At 40.8% G+C, this 20,177-nt stretch carries 18 protein-coding genes; 10 read left to right on the forward strand and 8 right to left on the reverse strand.

Going from position 1 to position 20,177, the window contains the following annotated elements; genetic code table 11:
• Positions 1 to 81 precede the first annotated feature (81 nt).
• Positions 82 to 891, forward strand: coding sequence for a YitT family protein (locus BIV59_RS03785; RefSeq protein WP_071350121.1), 810 nt, complete (start codon positions 82 to 84; stop codon positions 889 to 891).
• An 88-nt stretch (positions 892 to 979) separates the two neighbouring features.
• Here the strand turns inward: BIV59_RS03785 and BIV59_RS03790 are convergent, their stop codons facing one another.
• Positions 980 to 1,216, reverse strand: a complete 237-nt coding sequence (locus BIV59_RS03790; RefSeq protein ID WP_170846076.1) for an IDEAL domain-containing protein — start codon at positions 1,214 to 1,216, stop codon at positions 980 to 982.
• 153 nt (positions 1,217 to 1,369) lie between these two features.
• Here BIV59_RS03790 and BIV59_RS03795 point away from each other — a divergent pair, with 153 nt between their 5' ends.
• Positions 1,370 to 1,981 (forward strand): competence protein ComK, encoded by a 612-nt coding sequence (locus BIV59_RS03795; RefSeq protein ID WP_240501847.1) that lies wholly within the window; start codon positions 1,370 to 1,372, stop codon positions 1,979 to 1,981.
• A gap of 327 nt (positions 1,982 to 2,308) precedes the next feature.
• Here the strand turns inward: BIV59_RS03795 and BIV59_RS03800 are convergent, their stop codons facing one another.
• Positions 2,309 to 2,695, reverse strand: coding sequence for a YhjD family protein (locus BIV59_RS03800; protein WP_071350123.1), 387 nt, complete (start codon positions 2,693 to 2,695; stop codon positions 2,309 to 2,311).
• A 690-nt stretch (positions 2,696 to 3,385) separates the two neighbouring features.
• Between BIV59_RS03800 and BIV59_RS03805 the strand changes: the two genes are divergently transcribed.
• The 7 genes from BIV59_RS03805 to addA all read left to right on the forward strand — a co-directional run bounded on the left by BIV59_RS03805 (position 3,386) and on the right by addA (position 16,732).
• Positions 3,386 to 3,997: a TVP38/TMEM64 family protein gene (locus tag BIV59_RS03805; RefSeq protein ID WP_071350124.1), complete on the forward strand. Its 612-nt coding sequence runs from the start codon at positions 3,386 to 3,388 to the stop codon at positions 3,995 to 3,997.
• Between the two features lie 41 nt (positions 3,998 to 4,038).
• Positions 4,039 to 4,602: a signal peptidase I gene (lepB, locus tag BIV59_RS03810; protein WP_071350125.1), complete on the forward strand. Its 564-nt coding sequence runs from the start codon at positions 4,039 to 4,041 to the stop codon at positions 4,600 to 4,602.
• Positions 4,603 to 5,215: 613 nt separating this feature from the next.
• Positions 5,216 to 6,049, forward strand: a complete 834-nt coding sequence (locus tag BIV59_RS03820; RefSeq protein WP_071350127.1) for a DUF4037 domain-containing protein — start codon at positions 5,216 to 5,218, stop codon at positions 6,047 to 6,049.
• A gap of 836 nt (positions 6,050 to 6,885) precedes the next feature.
• Positions 6,886 to 10,386: a helicase-exonuclease AddAB subunit AddB gene (gene addB / locus BIV59_RS03825; RefSeq protein ID WP_071350128.1), complete on the forward strand. Its 3,501-nt coding sequence runs from the start codon at positions 6,886 to 6,888 to the stop codon at positions 10,384 to 10,386.
• Positions 10,379 to 11,731 (forward strand): UvrD-helicase domain-containing protein, encoded by a 1,353-nt coding sequence (locus BIV59_RS03830; RefSeq protein ID WP_071350129.1) that lies wholly within the window; start codon positions 10,379 to 10,381, stop codon positions 11,729 to 11,731. Before addB ends, BIV59_RS03830 begins: the two co-directional genes overlap by 8 nt.
• A gap of 758 nt (positions 11,732 to 12,489) precedes the next feature.
• Positions 12,490 to 13,890, forward strand: coding sequence for a reverse transcriptase/maturase family protein (locus tag BIV59_RS03835; RefSeq protein WP_170846077.1), 1,401 nt, complete (start codon positions 12,490 to 12,492; stop codon positions 13,888 to 13,890).
• A 415-nt stretch (positions 13,891 to 14,305) separates the two neighbouring features.
• The gene (gene addA / locus BIV59_RS03840) at positions 14,306 to 16,732 is read left to right on the forward strand and encodes a helicase-exonuclease AddAB subunit AddA (RefSeq protein ID WP_083392037.1); all 2,427 of its coding nucleotides are present in this window, start codon (positions 14,306 to 14,308) and stop codon (positions 16,730 to 16,732) included.
• Positions 16,733 to 16,761: 29 nt separating this feature from the next.
• Here the strand turns inward: addA and BIV59_RS03845 are convergent, their stop codons facing one another.
• From BIV59_RS03845 to BIV59_RS03870, 6 genes are all read right to left on the reverse strand, one after another.
• Positions 16,762 to 16,980, reverse strand: coding sequence for a spore germination protein (locus BIV59_RS03845; RefSeq protein ID WP_071350132.1), 219 nt, complete (start codon positions 16,978 to 16,980; stop codon positions 16,762 to 16,764).
• A gap of 37 nt (positions 16,981 to 17,017) precedes the next feature.
• Positions 17,018 to 17,428: a spore germination protein GerPE gene (locus tag BIV59_RS03850; RefSeq protein ID WP_071350133.1), complete on the reverse strand. Its 411-nt coding sequence runs from the start codon at positions 17,426 to 17,428 to the stop codon at positions 17,018 to 17,020.
• A gap of 4 nt (positions 17,429 to 17,432) precedes the next feature.
• Complete coding sequence (locus BIV59_RS03855) at positions 17,433 to 17,612, reverse strand: spore gernimation protein GerPD (RefSeq protein WP_071350134.1); 180 nt, start codon at positions 17,610 to 17,612, stop codon at positions 17,433 to 17,435.
• Positions 17,602 to 18,216: a spore germination protein GerPC gene (gene gerPC, locus BIV59_RS03860; protein ID WP_071350135.1), complete on the reverse strand. Its 615-nt coding sequence runs from the start codon at positions 18,214 to 18,216 to the stop codon at positions 17,602 to 17,604. The genes BIV59_RS03855 and gerPC overlap by 11 nt, the downstream gene beginning before the upstream one ends.
• A 93-nt stretch (positions 18,217 to 18,309) precedes the next feature.
• Positions 18,310 to 18,501 carry a spore germination protein GerPB gene (locus BIV59_RS03865; protein WP_071350136.1) on the reverse strand — a complete coding sequence of 64 codons (192 nt, stop codon included), beginning with the start codon at positions 18,499 to 18,501 and terminating at the stop codon, positions 18,310 to 18,312.
• A 29-nt stretch (positions 18,502 to 18,530) separates the two neighbouring features.
• A complete protein-coding gene (locus BIV59_RS03870) occupies positions 18,531 to 18,752 on the reverse strand; it encodes a spore germination protein (protein WP_071350137.1) in 222 nt (73 codons plus the stop codon).
• 244 nt (positions 18,753 to 18,996) lie between these two features.
• Between BIV59_RS03870 and BIV59_RS03875 the strand changes: the two genes are divergently transcribed.
• Positions 18,997 to 20,166 carry a DUF418 domain-containing protein gene (locus BIV59_RS03875; protein ID WP_170846078.1) on the forward strand — a complete coding sequence of 390 codons (1,170 nt, stop codon included), beginning with the start codon at positions 18,997 to 18,999 and terminating at the stop codon, positions 20,164 to 20,166.
• Positions 20,167 to 20,177 lie beyond the last annotated feature (11 nt).

The raw sequence follows: 20,177 nt of genomic DNA on the forward strand, positions 1-20,177 counted from the left end.
GAAAATACTTTTATATTTAATATTTATGGTTTCTTTACTATAATAAAGTAAATTCTTAATTCGTATGCAAGGGGATCAGTTATGTATAAGATATTCAACATCATTTTGGGTTCGGTCATCGTTGGAGTTGCCTATAATTTATTTCTTATCCCGCATCAGATTTTAAGCAGCGGATTAAGCGGAATTGCCATTATGCTGGGGATCATTACTCCCTTTAATACTGGAATTCTAAATTTCCTGCTGAATCTGCCGCTCCTGATTTTAGGATGGTTTAAATTAGGGAAACAGTTTATTCTCTTTACCATTCTTTCTGTAATGGTTTTGTCTGTCAGCTTGTATTTGATTCCGGTGCATGCCATATCACATGAACCTATTTTGTCTTCTTTATTTGGGGGGGTTATTACAGGTATTGGAATTGGCTTGATTTTCCGGGCTTCAGGGTCCTCAGGCGGATTTGATATTGTGGCGATGCTTTTGACGAAGAAAAGAGATTTCCCATTGGGAGCTCTCATTTCTGCCATGAACGGCATTGTAGTCATCGCCTCCGGATTTGTATTTAATTGGGATGCTGCTTTGAATACAATGGTTGCAATCTTTGCAACAGGAAAGGTCATTGATACGATACATACCAATCATATCAAGCTTACTTTAATGATTGTTACCAAAAAGGGCGAAGAAATGAAAGGCAAGCTGCTTTCCAATCTTTATCGGGGCATTACTGTGATTGATGGAGAGGGAGCATATACCGGAGAAGGACAGAAGATTCTCATGGTTGTTATTACAAGATATCAATTAACCGATGTGAAGACGATGATTAATGATGTTGATGGGAAAGCATTTGTTAATATTACAGAAACCGCAGAAGTGATGGGATCATTTCATCGGTCATAACATAATAAAGGCCTCTCCATACTTGGAGAGGCCTTCATTATATGAATGCTCCGGAATAGCTAATGCCATATGATGCTGTTATAGTGGCTTAAGTGCCGAACGACAAAAGAAGTTTTTTCAGTTCGCTGCTTAACTCCATGAACAGCATCTTGTCCTTTTTATCCAGTGCATCATCTAGTTTGCGTTCTAAATCGTCTTTTTTACTGTTAAGGAGCGCTTCGTGAATAATCATGTCAATGAACATTTCCTTAAGGGAGGATTCTCGTTTTTGTTTTTTCATATAACAGTCTTTAACGAGGTCGGAATAGGATTTATTATTTTTCAAGATAACCACTCCTGACATTCTTTTCTTTATTATATAAAATAACTTGTTAGATAATTCAGAAAATTTAACATATATTCATTCAAAACATGACAAAATATCCAAAAAAATTACAATATTTTGTTAATTTTAGGAGAAAAGTAGGAGATTTATGGTATGATGAGAAAAAAGATATTAGGAAGGAAGCGTTTTATGACAGATTTCAAGCCGAGCCATATAGAAGAATATGAGATATCTCCATTCACCTTACTGATCATGCCCATAAATTATGGAAGCAAAATCTACTCGCATATAATAGAAGTGGAAGATGAGTTTATTTCTCCATTTAAACCTATCGATATTATTAAAAAAAGCTGCGAGTATTTTGGCAGCAGCTATGAAGGCAGAAAAGACGGAACCAAAGAGCTGATTGGCATTACCCATAAAGCACCGATTGCCATCGATCCGACAAGCTCAGTTTTTTTCTTCCCGACCACTTCTCCCATGCGCCCGAAGTGCATTTGGCTGTCGCATTCACATGTTTCAAGATATAACCGCAAAGATTCCACACATACGAAAGTAGTTTTTAGAAGTAAACAGAATATAGAAGTGCCTGTATCAAGCAGCTCATTTGGGAATCAGGTTCTTAGAACCGCCCAGCTAAAGGCCAAATTGACCCAGCGGATAGAAGAAAGCGAAAGAAAGTCCTACTATCTTTTTACAGGTTCAGGAAACTCAGAGGCCTCGGAATTTTCGTCTGCATATACTCCAGGAAACCGGAAAAGGTAACAAAAAGGGAAGCTTAGAATATTCATAGACGGAATAACAGCAGGCTTCCTTTATAAGAATGAGGGAATTTCTTACCTTTTTTGCTTCTGTATATATTGGAGCTGTCGGATTTATCCTGAAACAACAAATTTTAATTCCTCATTAACTCAATGCCGCAAGGTTTGATTGTTCCATCCCCTCTAAATGATTCATAAGAAACTCTTCCCTGGTTTTACCGTACGTATCCCGGCACGCCAGTTACTGCGCACCTCCAGCAAGGAAATTATGGCATCACAAGTAAAAGGATAAACACATCAAACAGAAGAGCAAGCTGAACTCTTCATCCTTTCATTGCCGGGCATTATTTTTGGCAGCTTCCATCAGTCGTTTAAAGAGATAAAATGCCAGTAATTCTTCTACCCGGTTGCGCAGCCTAGGGTTGAAATAATTATGATGCTCTTCATAGCCTCGGTAAAGAAAGCAATACATCGTAAAATCAAGATCTCTCTTCAGCTCACTGACTTTGATATTTTCCCTGCGCAGGTGCTTTCGCACGTCCATTAAATCCTTTTGTGCCATACTCAGTGCTTCCTCTACGAGTTCCATGTATGGCTTTTTTAACTTAAAGGGACTTTCATCAATGATTTTTAAATCGCGGTTTAATATCGTGATGACCATTGGAAGATAAATAGCCTGCTCGATAATATTTCTTTCTTTTTCGGGTATACGGGTCACGGAGCTTCAACTCCCTTCTTGATTGTCTATGCACCGGTTATGAAATGGGCTTTGTTTATTAGCCTGTGTCTGCGGTGTCTTTTTTGTAGTTGATCCCTTTGGTGAAATCCACCGCTTCAGTCAGCGGATTTCAGAAATCAGCAGCTTAATTGGCTGAAAAATAAAAAAGCGCAAATTATTAATAATCCGTTCGTTATGTTTTCAGCTTTCTGGACTTGGACTGCTTTATACAAATATCTGGTGAGATCAATAAGCTTTAAATATTCACCATTATCGGATTAATAAACCCATGAAATAAGAAGCAGCTCCCATCCAATTATATGTAGGATGAAAATTATTTTAGAACATATGTTCCTGTATTTATATTAATCAATAAACAGCATGGATGCAAGCCTCCCCGGGCAGGAAATTCATTCCGCTCTTACTAAGATGGTCCTTCAAGAAGGACTGTCTGTTATATGTATTACCCTTTTCTTAGCAGGCGCATTTTTGCTGATCTATGTCATTTCGGGTAATAAGGCATCTTATCATGCTTATGAAACAGAAAGTTAGGGAAAGAAAAAAATAGACCAGTTACATATAATTCTTGCATTTTGAAGGAGAAGTGATATATCTAAGTTATACAATTGACTCTGGACTATACCTTCTCAGAAAATGAATGGAATAGCCTGTGTACTTAAGGAGATAACTATGGACTTTGACATGATTCAGGAATGGTTTACCTTAGATTATATTTTGGAATTGATGCAGAAATATAAATCATTCGGCCCGATCCCGGGGATACTGCTGCCGATGCTTGAGGCTTTCTTGCCGTTTTTGCCTCTTTTCGTGTTTGTCTTTGCCAATGCCAGCGCATTTGGATTATGGTTCGGTTTTTTGTTTTCCTGGATTGGTGCCATTACGGGGGCGCTGCTGGTATTTTGGATATTCAGGAAATATGGTCAAAGAAAAGCTTTAAAGTTTCTTCACAAACATAAGCAAGTCCAAAAATTAATGAACTGGGTGGACAGGCATGGATTTGGGCCATTGTTTTTGCTGCTTTGCTTCCCGTTCACTCCATCTGCGGTTGTGAACATTGTGGCAGGGTTATCCAGAGTAAAGCCCATGCAGTATATTCTCGCAGTTCTGGGCGGGAAAATGGTGATGATCTTTACGATAAGCTTTGTTGGTTATGATTTGAAATCGCTGATACATAAGCCTGTCAGGACATTCATTGTGTTTTTAGTTATTTTTATTCTATGGTACGCAGGAAAATTAATTGAAGGCAGATTAAATAAGAGCATGAAGAGGGAGAATGGTTAATATATCTTAGAAACAGGCTATCGGCTAATGGAGGCATAAGGATGAAAAAAAAAGAAAAAGACCCTTTGTTTGATTGGTTTAAAGCAGGCATCATTGGCTTTGTGCTCTTTCTCCTTATTCGTGCATTTTTCTTTTCAAGCTATGAAGTGGATGGCAAGTCTATGCAGCCTACCCTTCAGGATGGAAATAAGCTTGTTGTGAATAAAATTGGATACCAAATGAAGGATATTCAGCGGTTTGACGTAATTGTTTTTCATGCAAACAGCAAAGAAGATTATGTTAAAAGGGTAATAGGCCTTCCTGGAGACACCATTGCTTATAAAAATGATCAGCTGTATATAAAGGGTGTACGGTATGCTGAACCATATCTTCAAAGGTTCAAACATCCTTTTCCAGGCCAGCTGCTGACTGGCGATTTCACGCTGAAGGATGTGACGGATACCAATACCGTCCCGAAAGGAAAGCTTTTCGTAATGGGGGATAATCGGCTAGAAAGCATGGACAGCCGCCACTTTGGCTACATTTCATATAAGCAGGTGGTCGGAAAGGTTGATATGAGATACTGGCCAATAAGGGAATTTAACGTGAATTTTAAAGGAAATTGAATGGTGATAAAAAAGCAAAAGACCTGCAGTTTATGGTTTTTTGCTTTTTTTATTTTTTTTATGGCTGTTTTCTTAAAGATTGTTGTTTTTTATGAGTTCTGTGAGGCAATCTTTTTGTTAAAAAGGGTTGATTGGAGCGTAAATCTTCACCTTTCCATAACTAAAAGGTTTTTTAAAAATTTTTTTGCTTTTGAGTCATATCTTAATCTTGAATAATTGTGAAACTTAGCAAAACTAATGGCGTCTAATTGATAGGTTTTGTAAGTATATCTGAGTGGGGCAAAAGACGCTTTGCGGTGAGCAGGATTGGTGAACGTCCGCCGAATCTTAATGGTCAAGAGCAAGCATCACAGAACCTGATAAAAAGCGGTGTACGCTTTAATCATCCGAAATTTTTAGTTTTTAGGCTCTGTTAAAGAACATTATTGTTTTTTATTAATCAACTAACATGCGCGTTATTTATTAAAAGGAGTGCATACGAGCTATTTTTTTTAATGCGCTAATAGGGCAGTTTAGCTCGATAAGCCACTATCGGTCTTCTATATTAAAGGAGAATCAAACCTTAATATCGAATTATATATATAAGCCAAGATTAGTTAATAGGAGTGAGATTTTGAATTTAAAGCTTTTAGCGTCAAATCTATCTAAAGTTTATATGCAGAATCCAAAAGTTGAAGCTGTATTGCTCGGAGGTTCTGTTTCCCGCAGCTGGAATGATGAATATTCTGATATTGAGTTGTTTATATTTTGGAAAGAAGGCCCAACGGACGTAGATAGGAATTTCCCCATTAACTCTGTTAATGGAAAAATTATTGATTTTCATCCTTATGAGGAAGAGGAATGGTCTGAAACATATGTTACTGACGGTGTTAAATTAGAAATAAGTAATTTTTTGACTTCAACAATTCAAAATATAATTAATGATGTAATCTTAGGATTTGATACAGATTTAGATAAACAATGCCTTATATCAACAGTTTATGATGGTATTCCACTTTACGGAGAAGAAATATTAAGTAATCTTAAGAAAAAAGTTGAGGTTTATCCCAAAGACTTAAGTGTAGCAATGATAAATGATAACATCTATTTAGGTAATCGATGGAATAACCGAGAAGCTTTACTTAAAAGGGAAGATTGGCTGATGCTTTATAAAGTAATAGTCTCTGTACAAACAAACTTGATGGGAATACTTTTTGGCCTAAACCGAATATATGTACATCATCCAGCTTTTAAATGGCAGAAACATTCATTAGAAGCTATGATAATCGCTCCCAACGATGCCTTTAATCGTTTTAAATCTATATTGTTAACACATCCTAAAGAAAGTGTGAGTGAATTAGAGGAAATTATACAAGAGGTTTATGAATTAATAAAAACTGAGTATCCATCATTAGACTTGTCTGCAGTTATTGAAAAATCACTTTCTTTAAGACCGAAAAATAATTAAAAATATTGTTTTTATTCAACTATGGGTGTTGATCGAAGAAGGATTAATGCCTTTTTATGTTGAGATTCTATGGAAGTAAAGGGGAGCATTCCTGTAATGAATGAACCAATTAATTATGCATTGTGAACGAATACACCTAGACAAACGGAGGCTTTAGTAATAAGTGAATATTAGAGGGACCATAATAGGTTCCTTTTTCTTTTATTAAAAATCAACAGCGTCGTTTAACAGAGCTATTTTTATAATGATATTTTCAGTTTTTATGGCAAGTTGTTCAAAAGAAAGTTCAAATGAAAGCAAATATGCTCAATTAGATAAGAATAAACTCAAAGATTATTTAAGCTGCTTTAGGTGAGAGTCTATGCTAAATTCTGTTTCCGCCAATTTTAGGGGATAGCTGGGACGGAAACGGCTTACAAGTCTTATTGTGCTGCTAAGGATCAGCAGGACGCGTTTTGATTTTTTAAGATTGTGTTACCAGCATGGACTTAACACAAAGCAGGATTTACCAAAAAAACACGAACATACGATTGGATTCAGAGCGGGAAACAAAGTAAAATAAAGAGAGGAACTTATTAATTCGGCGTACCAGGATTCTGGCAGGTACAGCAAATGATAAATCTTTCAATGATGATTCATCGGCCTGATGTGCAGGCACCTAAGCTATGCGGGAATGCTGGTGCCATTCAGGGAGCTGGCGCTGCGCTGTGATTCTTCTTTCACAGGAAAAAATGCCAGCAATTGCAGGCTCCTTTTAAAGAAAAAAGGGCTGTTTTTCTGATATGATAATAGCAGGGAAATATGAAAATAAAGTGGGAGAGCTAGGAGGCTGCATAGTGTCGCTTCGTTTTATTACTGGAAGGTCAGGAACGGGAAAAACTTCAGTGATGCTGGATGAAATCCGCAATAAACTGCAAGATGATCCTGGAGGGAATCCGCTGATCTACCTTGTTCCGGACCAGATGACCTTTTTGTCTGAATATAAATTAATCTCAACACCCGGTCTCGGAGGAATGATCCGGGCCCAGGTCTTCAGTTTCAGCCGCCTTGCCTGGCGCGTGCTGCAGGATACAGGCGGCATGAGCAGGATGCATTTAGACAGCACTGGCGTCAATATGCTGATTAGAAAGATCATAGAAGACAAAAAAGAGAATTTATCGCTATTTCGGCGTTCTGCTGATAAACAGGGATTTATCGCGCAAATTGAAGATATTTTGACAGAGTTTAAAAGATATTGCCTGAACCCGAATGAAATCAAGGAGTATGCAGCCCATAAGCAAGGCGGAGATTCTAAGGCACTGCAGGATAAATTGCACGATCTTGAACTGATTTACCAGGCTTTCGAGGATGAGCTTATTGGCAAGTATCTGGATTCGGAAGATTATTTTACACTGCTCGCAGAAAAACTTGGGGAGTCTGATTATATCGCGGATGCCGAAATCTACATTGACGGTTTTTACAGCTTTACCCCTCAAGAGCTGCTGATTGTAGCACAATTAATGAAACTGAGCCGCAATGTCACTATTGCACTCAGCACTGACAAGCCATATAAGCTTGCGCCTCCTGATAATTTGAGCCTTTTCCGCCAGACTGGAAGTACTTATTACAGCGTATATCAGGCTGCTGCAGGGATGGGCATCGATATTGAAGAAGATTTACATTTGAATGAAGGTGTGAGATTTAAGCAAAGTCCAGGCCTTTTACATTTAGAATCGAATTTCAATATCCGTCCGGCAGCACCTTTCTATGAACATGGGAATATAACCATCGCACAGGCAGTGAACCGAAGGGCGGAAGCGGAAGGCACGGCACGCGCCATACTTGAATTGGTCCGTGATAAGAAATACAGGTGGAGGGATATTGCCATCCTCATCCGCAATGGCCAGGCGTATCATGATATTATTCAAACTGTTTTCCGTGATTATCATATTCCTATATTCATTGATTCAAAAAAATCGATGCTTAATCATCCTCTCATTGAATTAATACGCTCTACTCTGGAGATTCTGATTACCAATTGGAGGTATGAGCCAGTATTCCGTGCTATAAAGACGGAGCTTCTTTTTCCTCTGAAAAACAGCAATCATGACATGCGTGAACAGGTGGACCGTCTGGAGAACTATGTTCTTTCAAGAGGCATTAAGGGAAATAAATGGACCTCCAAGGACAGATGGCATTACCGGAGAATCAGGGGACTTGAGCTTGAGGAGCGCATGCAGACTGACAAAGAAATGCAGCAGGAAGAGGAGCTGAACGGCTTAAAGCAGATTTTTACCGAGCCTGTACTAAGGCTTGCGAGAAGGTTAAAACGAGCAGAAGATGGCCGGGAATTCTGTGAAGCTCTTTATCTGTATCTGGAGGAATTGCACATTCCGGAGAAACTGGAAAAGCTGAAAGGTGAATCCGAGGAAGAGGGTGACCTGGCTTCAGCGAGAGAGCATGAACAGTCATGGGAAGCTGTTGTGGATCTGCTCGATCAGTTCGTTGAAATACTGGGTGATGAAAAATTAACCATCAAGCAATTCTCTCAAATTCTGGAATCAGGAATGGACACGATGAAGTTTTCCATCGTTCCTCCTGCGATTGACCAGGTTTTAGTGGCGAACCTGGATTTGTCCAGGCTTGATTCTGTTAAGGCAGCCTTTGTAATAGGTTTGAATGAAGGAGTGCTGCCGGGTAAAGCTGCTTCAGATGGCATCTTCTCTGACAGTGAGAGGGAAAACCTCACTGCGAATGGACTGGAAGTGGCACCAGGTTCCAAAATACGGCTTCTGGATGAAGAATTTACTGCTTATAAGGCCTTCACGACTCCATCACACGATCTTTACCTGTCATATCCGATGGCAGATGAAGAAGGTAAGGCTTTGCTGCCATCTTCATATATTAAAAGAGTAAAAGATGCTGTACCAAATGTATCTGAACTGGTGTATATGAATGATCCTTCTGATCTCGATGCAGATGCGCAGGCGGGATTCGCAGCGAATTATGATGTCGCCCTTTCCTATCTGACAGCTCAGCTTCAATTACAAAAGCGGGGCTATCCAATCGAACCGTTATGGTGGGATGTGTACAATGCCTATATGGATGACTGCCAAGTGAAACCCCGGGCAGCCCGTGTGCTATCAAGCCTTTTCTATCAGAATAAAGTCAAGACACTAAATGAAGATACAAGCAAAAAACTATACGGGGACAGCATTCTTGCAAGTGTATCCAGGATGGAAATGTACAATAGCTGTGCGTTTTCCCATTTTGCGGCACATGGGCTGAAATTGCAGGACAGGAAGATTTACCGCCTTGATGCCCCAGACATTGGGGAGATGTTTCATGCTGCCCTAAAGCTCATTTCAGAGCATTTATATCAAAATCACATTGCATGGTCTTCCCTGACCAAGGAGCAGTGCCTGCAGCTGGCTAAAGCAGCTGTTGAAAACCTTGCCCCGAAACTGCAGAACCAAATTTTGCTCAGTTCAAACCGCCATCATTATTTAAGAAGAAAGCTTGAAAACGTCATAGGCAGGGCTTCTATCGTGCTGAGCGAACATGCAAAGGCGAGCGGTTTTTCTCCGATAGGCCTTGAGCTTGGATTTGGCAGGAATGCAGAGCTTCCGCCGCTTTCCTTTACATTGAAAAATGGCACTAAAATGGAGCTTGTAGGAAGAATTGACCGCGTTGATAAAGCTGAGGAGGACAATGGCACATATCTGAGGGTGCTTGATTATAAATCAAGCGAAAAAGAATTAAATATGAGCGAAGTTTATTACGGTCTGTCCCTGCAGATGCTTACTTATCTTGATATCATTATTACCCACTCGAAGTCATTAATCGGCAAGGAAGCATCTCCTGCCGGTGTGCTGTACTTCCATGTCCACAATCCGGTGGTGAAGAGCAGCGGGATGCTTGGACTGGATGAAATAGAGGACGCTATTTTAAAGAACTTTAAAATGAAGGGCCTGGTGCTCGGAGATCCAAGTGTTGTTCAATTAATGGATAAAAATCTTGAAATTGGCGTGAACGGGAGTTCGGATATCATACCGGCCGGTTTTAAAAAAGACGGAACCCTGCAGTCTGTTTCAAAGGTTGCGAGCAGTGAAGAGTTCAGGATGTTAAACCGGCATGTGCGGAATGTATACCAAAGTGCCGGAGATGGCATAACAGGGGGGAAAGTTGATATAGCTCCATATAAATTAAAGGAAAAAACCCCTTGTACATTTTGTTCGTTTAAAACGGTGTGCCAATTCGATCAATCGTTAGAGGATAACGATTTCAGAATTCTTCTGCCAAGAAAACAGGAAGATGTTCTCAGCTTGTTAAGGGAGGAGATAAAGGGTTATGAGTAAAACAATTATTCCGGCTATGCCGGAACATGAAAACTGGACAGCAGAACAATGGAAGGCCATTTGGGCAAAAGATCAGGATGTTCTGGTTGCCGCTGCTGCCGGTTCAGGAAAAACGGCAGTCCTCGTCAATCGCATCATCCAGAAGGTTCTTTCGGAAGAAGATCCGATGGATGTAGATGAATTGCTTGTAGTAACATTTACGAATGCTTCTGCGGCGGAAATGAGACACCGGATCGGAGATGCACTCGAGAAGGCCATCCGGTCAAATCCGCAGTCACAGCATCTCAGAAAACAGCTCAGCCTGATTAACAGGGCATCGATTTCGACACTGCATTCCTTTTGTCTTGAAGTGATCCGCAAATACTATTATCTTACCGAAATAGATCCCGGCTTCAGAATTGCTGATTCGGCGGAGGCGGAGCTGCTTCGTGATGAAGTTCTAGAGGAGCTTTTTGAAGAACAATACGGGAGAAGTGATAATGAACGCTTTTTCAGGCTGGTGGATGCCTACACAAGTGACAGGAATGATGATGCCTTGCAGGGAATGATCAGGACACTGCATGACTTTTCAAGAGCTCATCCTGATCCCGGCGAATGGCTGAATCGTACTGTTTCAATGTATGAACTGCCAGAAGGATCATCGATTGAAGATTTGCCTTTCTATAAGACACTGCTCTTTGATATCGGCCTTAAGCTTCAAAGCGTAAAGGATCTGCTTCAGCAGGGAATGGAGCTGACTAAAGTGCCAGGGGGACCGGCTCCGAGAGCAGAAAATTTCATTGCTGATCTGGAAATTGCAGAAGGGCTGATTGAGGCAAGCGGCCAATCTTGGAATTCATTATACGAAAAAATGAATAACTGGAAGTTTTCAACAGCCAAAAGGTGCTCCGGTGCAGATTTTAATAAAGATCTTGTTGATCAGGCAGCAAAGCTGCGCAATAAGGCAAAAAAAATCCTGGAAGATTTAAAAAAAGAGCTATTCATTAGAAAGCCAGAGCACTATTTACAGGATATAAAGGATATGAAGGAATATGCCGAAACTCTAGTGGAGCTGGTGAAAGAATTTGACGGTAAGTTTTCTGCAGAAAAAACGGAAAAAAACCTTGTGGACTTTTCTGACCTCGAACACTACTGTTTAGATATCTTAACAGATGAGAAGAGCGGAGAAATCCTTAAACCTTCAGAAGCTGCTGAGGAGTACAGAAAACAGTTCAAAGAAGTGCTTGTCGACGAATATCAGGACACAAACCTTGTACAGGAGTCCATTTTAAATCTGGTTACGTCAGATGGAGAATATGACGGAAATCTATTCATGGTCGGAGATGTAAAACAAGTGCGCCCATAAGGGCAGATAAGAATCCGGACATTAGCAAGTCCGCAGAGAAAACTCGCAGGCAATACTCTGTCACCGATCACTAACTTAAACTTGGAAACTGGTTTGAGGACAATAGCATGTGATTAAAGGTATAATCCGCCAAAGCTGCTTAGGCGAAGATGAATATCGAGGTGAAAAGCGCAGACAAGGATGAAAGCTATACTGCCTGAATGATAGTCCAAGGTGCTTTAATGTCAGCCATGTTGCAGAGCAGCTGAAACGGCATGCGGTCAATGGAATAAAGTATGGTTGTTTTGCTTTATTTGTAAAAGATTACATCTTTTCGTGTACATGATGTAATGAGCGAGTCTTGACCGGCCAAACTCAATAAGAGTTAAAGGACGAAAGTCACATCCGACACTGCGCAAGCTAGGTTCTTAACTGTACTAAATGGGGATTGCCTAAACGGGAATGCTGACTAGCTATTGAGGATGATTTCAAGCGAAAGCAAGAAATGTGGCTCATGAAAATCCCGCATGGCAACAGAGCTCCCGCAGTAGTCCGAGCTAGGGAAAGCCTAGTACATGGCGAAGGGGAGCAGTTCATCGGGCATAATACAAAATTGGGAAGGAGCGAGAGGCTCTATGAGAAATCCGAGAGTAGTATTAGCCAGTCTGGCTTGGAAATCCAGCAGTGAAAATTATAAGTATGATAGGCTATATCGGAATTTATATAACCCGGAATTTTTTTGCTTGGCATATCAGCATTTATATGGGAAGCCTGTGGAAATGATGGAAGGGATAAATAACGATACAGCCGATGGCATGAGTCTTGAAAAAATCGATAACTTAATCGAACGTCTAAAGGACCAATCATACCAGCCTGCCCCAATCGGGAAAGCAGATTTACCGAAAAGGGACGGCAGTAATAGACCAGGTATACCTTCAGTTGAAGATCAACTAGTCCAGGAAGCTGTAAGGATGATCCAGGAAAGTATTTATGAGGGGAAATTTGAAGATACATCGCATGGTTTCAGACCAAACAAAAGCTGCCATACCGCAATAATGCAAATCCAGCAGCGATTCAGCGGTGTCCGCTGGTTCGTCACAGGAAATATCGGGAATTTGTTTGATAAGATTGACCGCCATATCTTAATAAGCCTGCTAAGAAAGAGCATTGAGGATGAAAAATTCATTAATCTGATATGGAAGTTCCTCAAAGCGGGTTACATGAAAGACTGGAAATGGCGCAAAGACCATAGCGGGGCTCCTGAAGGAAGCATCATAGGACCAATATTATCAAATATATACTTTCATGAACTTGATAAATACATGAAAGAGTATAAGGTAAACTTCGATAAGGGCAAAAAGCGGGGACATAGCAATGAATATGTAAATGCGGCAGCCCGGATCAGGCATTATCAGGATAAAATCAGCGCTGCTGGCAAAGAAACCGAAAAAGGAATGGAATATCTTCAAAAACTTAAAAGGCGGGAAACAAAACTTGCAAATATCCCCTCTAAAGATCAAATGGACAAGAACTTCAGAAGATTGTTTTATACAAGATATGCAGGTGACTTTATTGTAGGCATTATCGGGGCAAAGGAAGATGCAGAAAAAATAAATGAAGATGTAACATTGTTTCTAAAAACAAAGTTAAACCTTCAATTATCACAAGAGAATATAAACATCATACATTCTGCAAAAAAAACAAGATTCCTTAGCTACGATATAACAACTGAGCGCGGTAAGAATTACAGCTTACAGCGAAGTGATGGACTTAAATCCGTACACCATATGCCTATCAGACTATATGTACCGCATGAACATTGGGAAGGTAAACTAAGGGAATTAGACGTATTGGATACTACCAAAGAAGGTCAATGGAAAGGCAAGGCAAGGCCCCGGATGCAGCAGTATGATGATCTGGAAATCTTATTAAAATATAACTCCGAAATCAGAAGGCTCTATGATTATTTCCGATTAGCCCATAATGCAAACGTACTGAACAAATTCTGTAACATTATGGAACAGAGTATGTTAAAAACCTTTGCAAGTAAATATCGGACATCAGTCTCGGAGATTTGGGGCAGATATTCAAAGGATGGAAGATTTAGAGTGAGGTACAAAACAAAAAAAGGGGAAGAGTTCGCCTATTTCATTGATAAGGTAAAAAGACAAAACGGTTAAGGAAAAGCATTTTGTTAATTCTTATGCTGATGTTTGGACATTGTTGATTTCTGCTGCAGAACCTGGTCCCTGCAGCAGAAATCGAGCAACAGAGCCATAAAAAAGACTCGAACATTGACTGATAGCTGAATACTATATAATTTGCTGCTCGTGAAGCCTTTTAGACAGGTTGAAAGCATCATGGCTGAAAGTGACCTGACTTAAGGCAAAAAGCTGCGGGTAGAAATATGATTGAAAGGCAGAGAGAGGCGTTTGCCCTCAATTAGAAACTTTCATTCATATAAGACCTGAAGCGGCGAGCTGGACTGATGAATGTGGAGCCGTATACATCGAGAGGTGTACGTACGGTTCTGGGAGGAGTGTTTGGAAACCTGCTATAGCAATATAGCAAGGCGCCGGGCGCTTACTTGATTCTATTTATCGTTTTCGATTGGCAGAGCCAAATTTATTTCTCGGAAAATATGCAAGATTTACCCATGAAGGAGAACAGACAGGCTTAAAAATTGATTTGAACCGGAATTTCCGCAGCCGCAGCGAAGTTCTTGACGGGACAAACTTCTTATTCAAACAGCTGATGGGAATGACTGTCGGCGAAATTGAATATGATGAGGATGCTTCTTTAAAAAAAGGAGCGAGTTATCCCGAAGACGGGCCGCATCCTATTGAGATGTTTCTGATTGACGGCGGGAAAAACGATGAAGAGGCTATGACATCCCTAAAGGAAGAATCTGATGAGGGAGAAGCCGGATTTGAAAATGAGGAACTTGAAAATGCACAGCTCGAAGCAAGAATGATGGCTAAGCTGATTAAGAAGGCAATCGGAGAAAAAAAGCAAATCATTGACCCAAGAACAGGTAAATCCCGCTCAGCCGCATACAGGGATATTGTCATTTTGCTTCGTTCAATGCCATGGGCTCCCCAAATCATTGAGGAGTTTAAAAAGGCGGGAATACCTGTCTATGCCAATTTATCGACAGGATATTTTGAGGCGACAGAGGTTGCTATTATGCTTTCCTTGCTTAAAATCATTGATAATCCCCAGCAGGATATCCCGCTTGCTTCCGTATTAAGATCTCCTATTGCCGGCCTGGATGAGGAAGAGCTTGCACAAGTGCGCCTGTTTCATTCCGGGAGCTATTATCAGGCTGTCGCAGAGTACTGCTTAAAAGGAGACCCTTCTGAAAATGAGATTCTTTATGAAAAGGTGACATCTTTTTACAAAAAACTTTCAGTATGGAGAAAAGCTGCCAGGCAGGAGGCGCTTTCTGACTTAATTTGGCTGTTATTCCGGGATACCGGTTTCTATGATTTTGCAGGAGGAATGCCGGGAGGAAAGCAGAGACAGGCAAATCTTAGAGCACTATATGACAGGGCAAGGCAATATGAGACAAGCTCTTTTAGAGGATTATTCCGTTTCTTAAGATTTATTGAAAGAATGCAGGAGAGGGGAGATGACCTCGGTGCTGCAAGAGCTTTGGGTGAACAGGAAGATGTTGTGCGGATTATGACCATCCACTCATCGAAGGGTCTGGAATTTCCAATCGTCATGTTTGCAGGGCTTTCCAGGCAGTTTAATATGATGGATATCCGAAAATCCTATCTGCTTGATAAAGACTTAGGATTTGCTTCGAAATTCGTGAATCCCGAACTTCGGATTACCTATCCTTCTCTGCCGCAAATTGCATTTAAGAAAAAAAAGCAGCTTGAGATGATAGCGGAGGAAATGCGGGTTTTATATGTTGCGCTGACAAGGGCAAAGGAGAAGCTTTATTTAATTTGTTCCTTAAAGGACGCCCAAAAATCCATTGCTTCATGGTCAGCTAATGCTTCCCATGGGGAGTGGCTGCTGAAGGACTATGTCAGGGCAAACGCCAAAAGCTACATGGACTGGATTGGACCTGCTATTATCAGGCACCAGGACCTGGCTGAAATGGCCGGCATGGACGGCGGAACGGCTGCAGACAATAGCAGCATCACTGGCCATCCTTCAAAGTGGAAAGCCCAGATTATTGCTTTAGAGGAACTTCAATCAGAAGAAGACGGAGAAGCAGCGGAGCAGCAGAATTTGCTTGATCATGTGAAGCATGGTGAAAACGTGGAGGTTCAATCAGGATATAATGAACAAATTCATACACAGCTTACGTGGATTTATCCGCATTTGGAAGCTTCCATACACCGTTCGAAGCAGTCGGTCTCGGAGCTGAAGCGGCAAAATGAACTAAGAGATCAGGAAAGTTCCACAGAGCTGCTGCGGAAATATAAGCGCCCGATTTCGAGAAGGCCTCAATTTTTGCAGGAAAAGTCATTAACTCCGGCAGAGAAGGGAACAATTACACACCTTGTCATGCAGCATATAGATGTAAGGAAGCCGGTAACAGAGGCAGCGATTGATGAGCTCTTACACAGCTTAATAGATAGAGAGCTCCTAAAAGAAGAACAGATGGACGCCGTTGACAAAGGCGTGATAGCAAATTTCTTCAATAGTGAGATAGGAGAAAGACTGAGCCGGGCAGAGGTAATCCGGCGTGAAGTTCCCTTTACTATGTCCCTTCAGGCAGCTGAGATATATTCAGATTGGAAGGGAGAGGACGAACAAATTCTCGTTCAGGGTGTAATCGATTGTATTTTTGAAGATCATGATGGACTCGTATTGATCGATTATAAAACAGATGCCATCCAAAACAGATTTGCACATGGCTTTCAAGGAGCAAAAGAAATACTGGCTGATCGGTACCGTCTTCAGCTTGAACTCTATACCAGAGCAATTGAAGAAATTCTAAACAAAAAAGTAACGGAAAAGTATTTATTCTTTTTTGATGGAGCACACCTGCTCGAAATGTAAACAACTAGGGAGACAGCAGAGCTGTCTCCCTAGTTGTTTCCTGTAATCGGCTGATCGATGCCATTCACATCAAGTACATTGCTTCCGTTAATGCCGTTTATAGTGAGGATTAAACCGCCAGAGTTGACAGATCCCGAACCTGCTATCGTTTTGGCTGCAGATTTGGGTGAAGTAACAAGAGAATCTCCGAATTGCAAGACCCCTCCTCCTACGTTTATGATTTGAACGGGCCCTGTTATTGCAGGCATCTAAAACATTCCTTTACCATGAATTTTTAATATTCTATCATGAAATATTGGTATCCGGCGAGGGGGAACCCTGAGCAGGCGCTTTTCTGGTTAGCCGGCGGATATGTTTAATCCTGGATTTCATTCTGATATGATCTGTGTTTCCGATTGAAATAACAGAAGAGACCGTGGCTCCAATGAAATCCAGTCTGCCGACTTTAATAAATGGTGATGTATTTATTGTTTTAATTGAAATTTGCTCATCTATAGGCAAGTAAACAGACGGATAGCCGAACACCCGGTAAGTTGAGTAATCTTCTTCATTGCCGTAATTATATTTTACGTCCCTCTGCACAGCTAAAACTTCAGAAACTCCGTCAATATAGCGCGCATCGCCAATTTGCAGAACAGAGCTGAAGATGAGGCTTTTTCCAGTGATGGAATCAACCTTCGATATTCTTGAAAACATGGGATTAACCTTGTGCGCTAAATGGCACAAATGGGCCGATGATTAAAGATTCAGGTGGTGTATCAAAGGCTGATGACAGCTGGACGGTCTGCACATCACCAATGTGCAGAAGCGAAGAGGCTGCCACACCCGTGACCTTGATTTCTCCGACACATATTTCATGATTTGTTACATTAAACTCCATTATCGCTGTTCCCCCCTGTTTGACTGTTTGATTGACTCATAAATGCGGCAATGGCAGCATGTATATCAGAAGTGATCCGCTCAATTACTTTTTCTTTTACATTCTGAAGCAAATGAGGGACCCTCTCAGGCTGCGGCGTTTCGTTGATGTACATATCAATCCTGGCAGGCAGCTGCCGTTCTACATCATGCCTAATGAAGTCATGATAAGAAGGATCCATTGCTGTCCCGCTTCTTTCCTCGTTTTCTGTAATAATGGCAGGCAAGCTGCCTTTTATAGCATCAGAGATGTCAGCTGTCATGATATCTCTTTCAGGAAAAAGATAGGGCGCTGGTGCCGCTGGATTTTTATTAACGGTAAATTCATCAATATTAGCCAGGTCATTTGGATTCAACCCGATATTTAAGGTGCCTTCTAAAGACTCAACTTTGAGCTGATCGAATTTATATTCAATTCTTTCAACATTAATGGGGGGCTTTTTTTTTATTTCATCCAGTTCTTTTGCCAGGCGTGTAAGATCACTTTCAAGCTTTGCTATCCGCCTGTCCTGGGCATCCAGATATCGCTGCATTTGTTCTGCATAGGAATAAAATTCAGATTGCATGGGGTGTCTTCACCTAACCTTCAGCAAAATTTTCAGATGAAAGGATTTAATCAAGTATATGCAGGAACTGGGCGCAGGTGAACAGACTTGCAGTTATTCCCTTCCGGCAGTGAATGGAGTAGTAATTTCAAAGCCTGGTGCCGGTGCGGTAAATCCTCCGGTATTCGAAAGAGTTGAATATGGCTTTATGACCCCGGCGCTTCCAATTTGGAAAACGGAAGAATTGGACACACTGCCGATTTTAATCATATTAATATGAATGGATTGCTGAATATTAAAAATCATGATGTGCCTCCTTACCGTACATCCGTACATTAAAGGTTAAAAAGAATTGGCTGATCAGCGGCATCAGTATCATAGGTATTTGTTGAACTGTGTGCATTGTATAAAGAAATGGTGTCTCCAGTGTTAAAAGAGCCAGCCCCGGAAAAAGTTTTTGAGGTGGAGTAAGGAGCTATTTTAAAAACATCTCCAATATGAAATACACCGCTGCTGCCGACACTGATCACTTGAACAACACCAACGATGGCCGGCATACAGGCACCTCCCTGCTGAATGAAAGTTCTAGGTTATCATATGTGAAAGCACCGGACTCGTGATAAATTTATGGGCGATATAATTAGACCTGCCGCCTTTCCCGCCGGTGAACCTGTAGAGCGCGAGCAAAAAAGTGCATAGGAGGAATGAGATAATGAGAGTGGAATTGTTGATTCGGATTACAGAAATTTCAACATTTTCTCAGTATTTAGTATAATGGGGACATACAGGAGAGGTGGTGCCGTGGCAAAAGAAACAGTTTTATTTAAAGCAAGGATTACTAGTATTGACATTCTCAGAGGAATCGCATTATTTGGAATCCTGCTTGTTAACATGCTTTCCTACTTTTATCCTGTTGCCTATATGGATCCTGCTGTCTGGAGAAAAGGATTTCCTTTTCATTTTATTTACATATTCATTGATATTACGGCACAGGCTAGCTTTTATCCGGTTTTTTCTTTTTTATTCGGCTTTGGAGCGGCGGTATCTGCAGAGAGGTTTTTGCGTGAAGGAAAATCATTTTCTCTGTTTTTTGCAAAAAGGCTGATTATCCTCAGTATTTTTGGCGTTATTCATGCTTTTTTAATATGGAGCGGAGATATTCTCATTCATTATTCTCTATTTGGTTTTGCTTTTTTGCTGTTTTATAAATGGGAGGGGAAATTCCTGCTGTTAACAGGGGCTGCCCTATATATTATTCCTTTTCTTCTGACAGGAGTGCTAATGGCTATGTCTGCAGATAACCCTGTTAATGCAGGTGCTGCAATGGCCGGAAATGCTTTGAATATGTATCAAACGGGTACCTTTGAACAAATAACGATGATGAGAATAAAAGAATGGCAAGTAATGAATAATGCAGAAAGCTTTATATTTCTATTTTTATCTGTTTTTCCATTTTTGCTCATTGGAGCCGGATTTGCGAAGTTAAGATGGATACATGCTCCTGATCAGTATAAAAACTTGCTCGGAAAATTGGCTGTTATTTCTATTGTTGCCGGTTTGATTTTAAAGTTGATTCCGTATGCAACGGTCTCTAATTCTCTTACGGAATTTATCCAGGACCAGTTTGGAGGGCCGCTGCTGTCAATGTTTTATATTACTGGAACAGCCCTGGCGCTGCAGCAGCATGCCGGCAGCAAACTTTCATGTCTTCTTGCTGCAGCGGGGAAGATGTCGCTCAGCAATTATATACTGCAGTCAATTGTTTGTACCATGATGTCTTATTCATACGGTTTGGGTTTATATGGAAGAATGACGCTTGCAGAGTGTCTTGGCACCGCAGCTATTATTTTTTCTTTGCAGCTGGGTGCAAGCTTTCTTTGGATTCAGCGTTATTATTTAGGGCCTCTGGAATATGTATGGCGATTTGCCTCCTACGGAAAAAGACCTTTCATGAAGAAGAGGCGGCTATAAAAAATATATGA

This window comes from Bacillus sp. MUM 13 (assembly GCF_001866725.1).
Taxonomy (GTDB): domain Bacteria; phylum Bacillota; class Bacilli; order Bacillales; family DSM-1321; genus Peribacillus.

Bases quoted from the DNA above. Each gene is read 5' to 3' on its own strand.
- gerPC (WP_071350135.1), bottom strand. From the start codon at position 18,216: ATGCAATCTGAATTTTATTCCTATGCAGAACAAATGCAGCGATATCTG.
- BIV59_RS03845 (WP_071350132.1), bottom strand. From the start codon at position 16,980: ATGCCTGCAATAACAGGGCCCGTTCAAATCATAAACGTAGGAGGAGGG.
- BIV59_RS03835 (WP_170846077.1), top strand. From the start codon at position 12,490: ATGATGGAAGGGATAAATAACGATACAGCCGATGGCATGAGTCTTGAA.
- BIV59_RS03855 (WP_071350134.1), bottom strand. From the start codon at position 17,612: ATGGAGTTTAATGTAACAAATCATGAAATATGTGTCGGAGAAATCAAG.
- BIV59_RS03870 (WP_071350137.1), bottom strand. From the start codon at position 18,752: ATGCCGGCCATCGTTGGTGTTGTTCAAGTGATCAGTGTCGGCAGCAGC.
- lepB (WP_071350125.1), top strand. From the start codon at position 4,039: ATGAAAAAAAAAGAAAAAGACCCTTTGTTTGATTGGTTTAAAGCAGGC.
- BIV59_RS03785 (WP_071350121.1), top strand. From the start codon at position 82: ATGTATAAGATATTCAACATCATTTTGGGTTCGGTCATCGTTGGAGTT.
- BIV59_RS03830 (WP_071350129.1), top strand. From the start codon at position 10,379: ATGAGTAAAACAATTATTCCGGCTATGCCGGAACATGAAAACTGGACA.
- BIV59_RS03805 (WP_071350124.1), top strand. From the start codon at position 3,386: ATGGACTTTGACATGATTCAGGAATGGTTTACCTTAGATTATATTTTG.
- BIV59_RS03795 (WP_240501847.1), top strand. From the start codon at position 1,370: ATGATGAGAAAAAAGATATTAGGAAGGAAGCGTTTTATGACAGATTTC.
- BIV59_RS03865 (WP_071350136.1), bottom strand. From the start codon at position 18,501: ATGATTTTTAATATTCAGCAATCCATTCATATTAATATGATTAAAATC.
- BIV59_RS03850 (WP_071350133.1), bottom strand. From the start codon at position 17,428: ATGTTTTCAAGAATATCGAAGGTTGATTCCATCACTGGAAAAAGCCTC.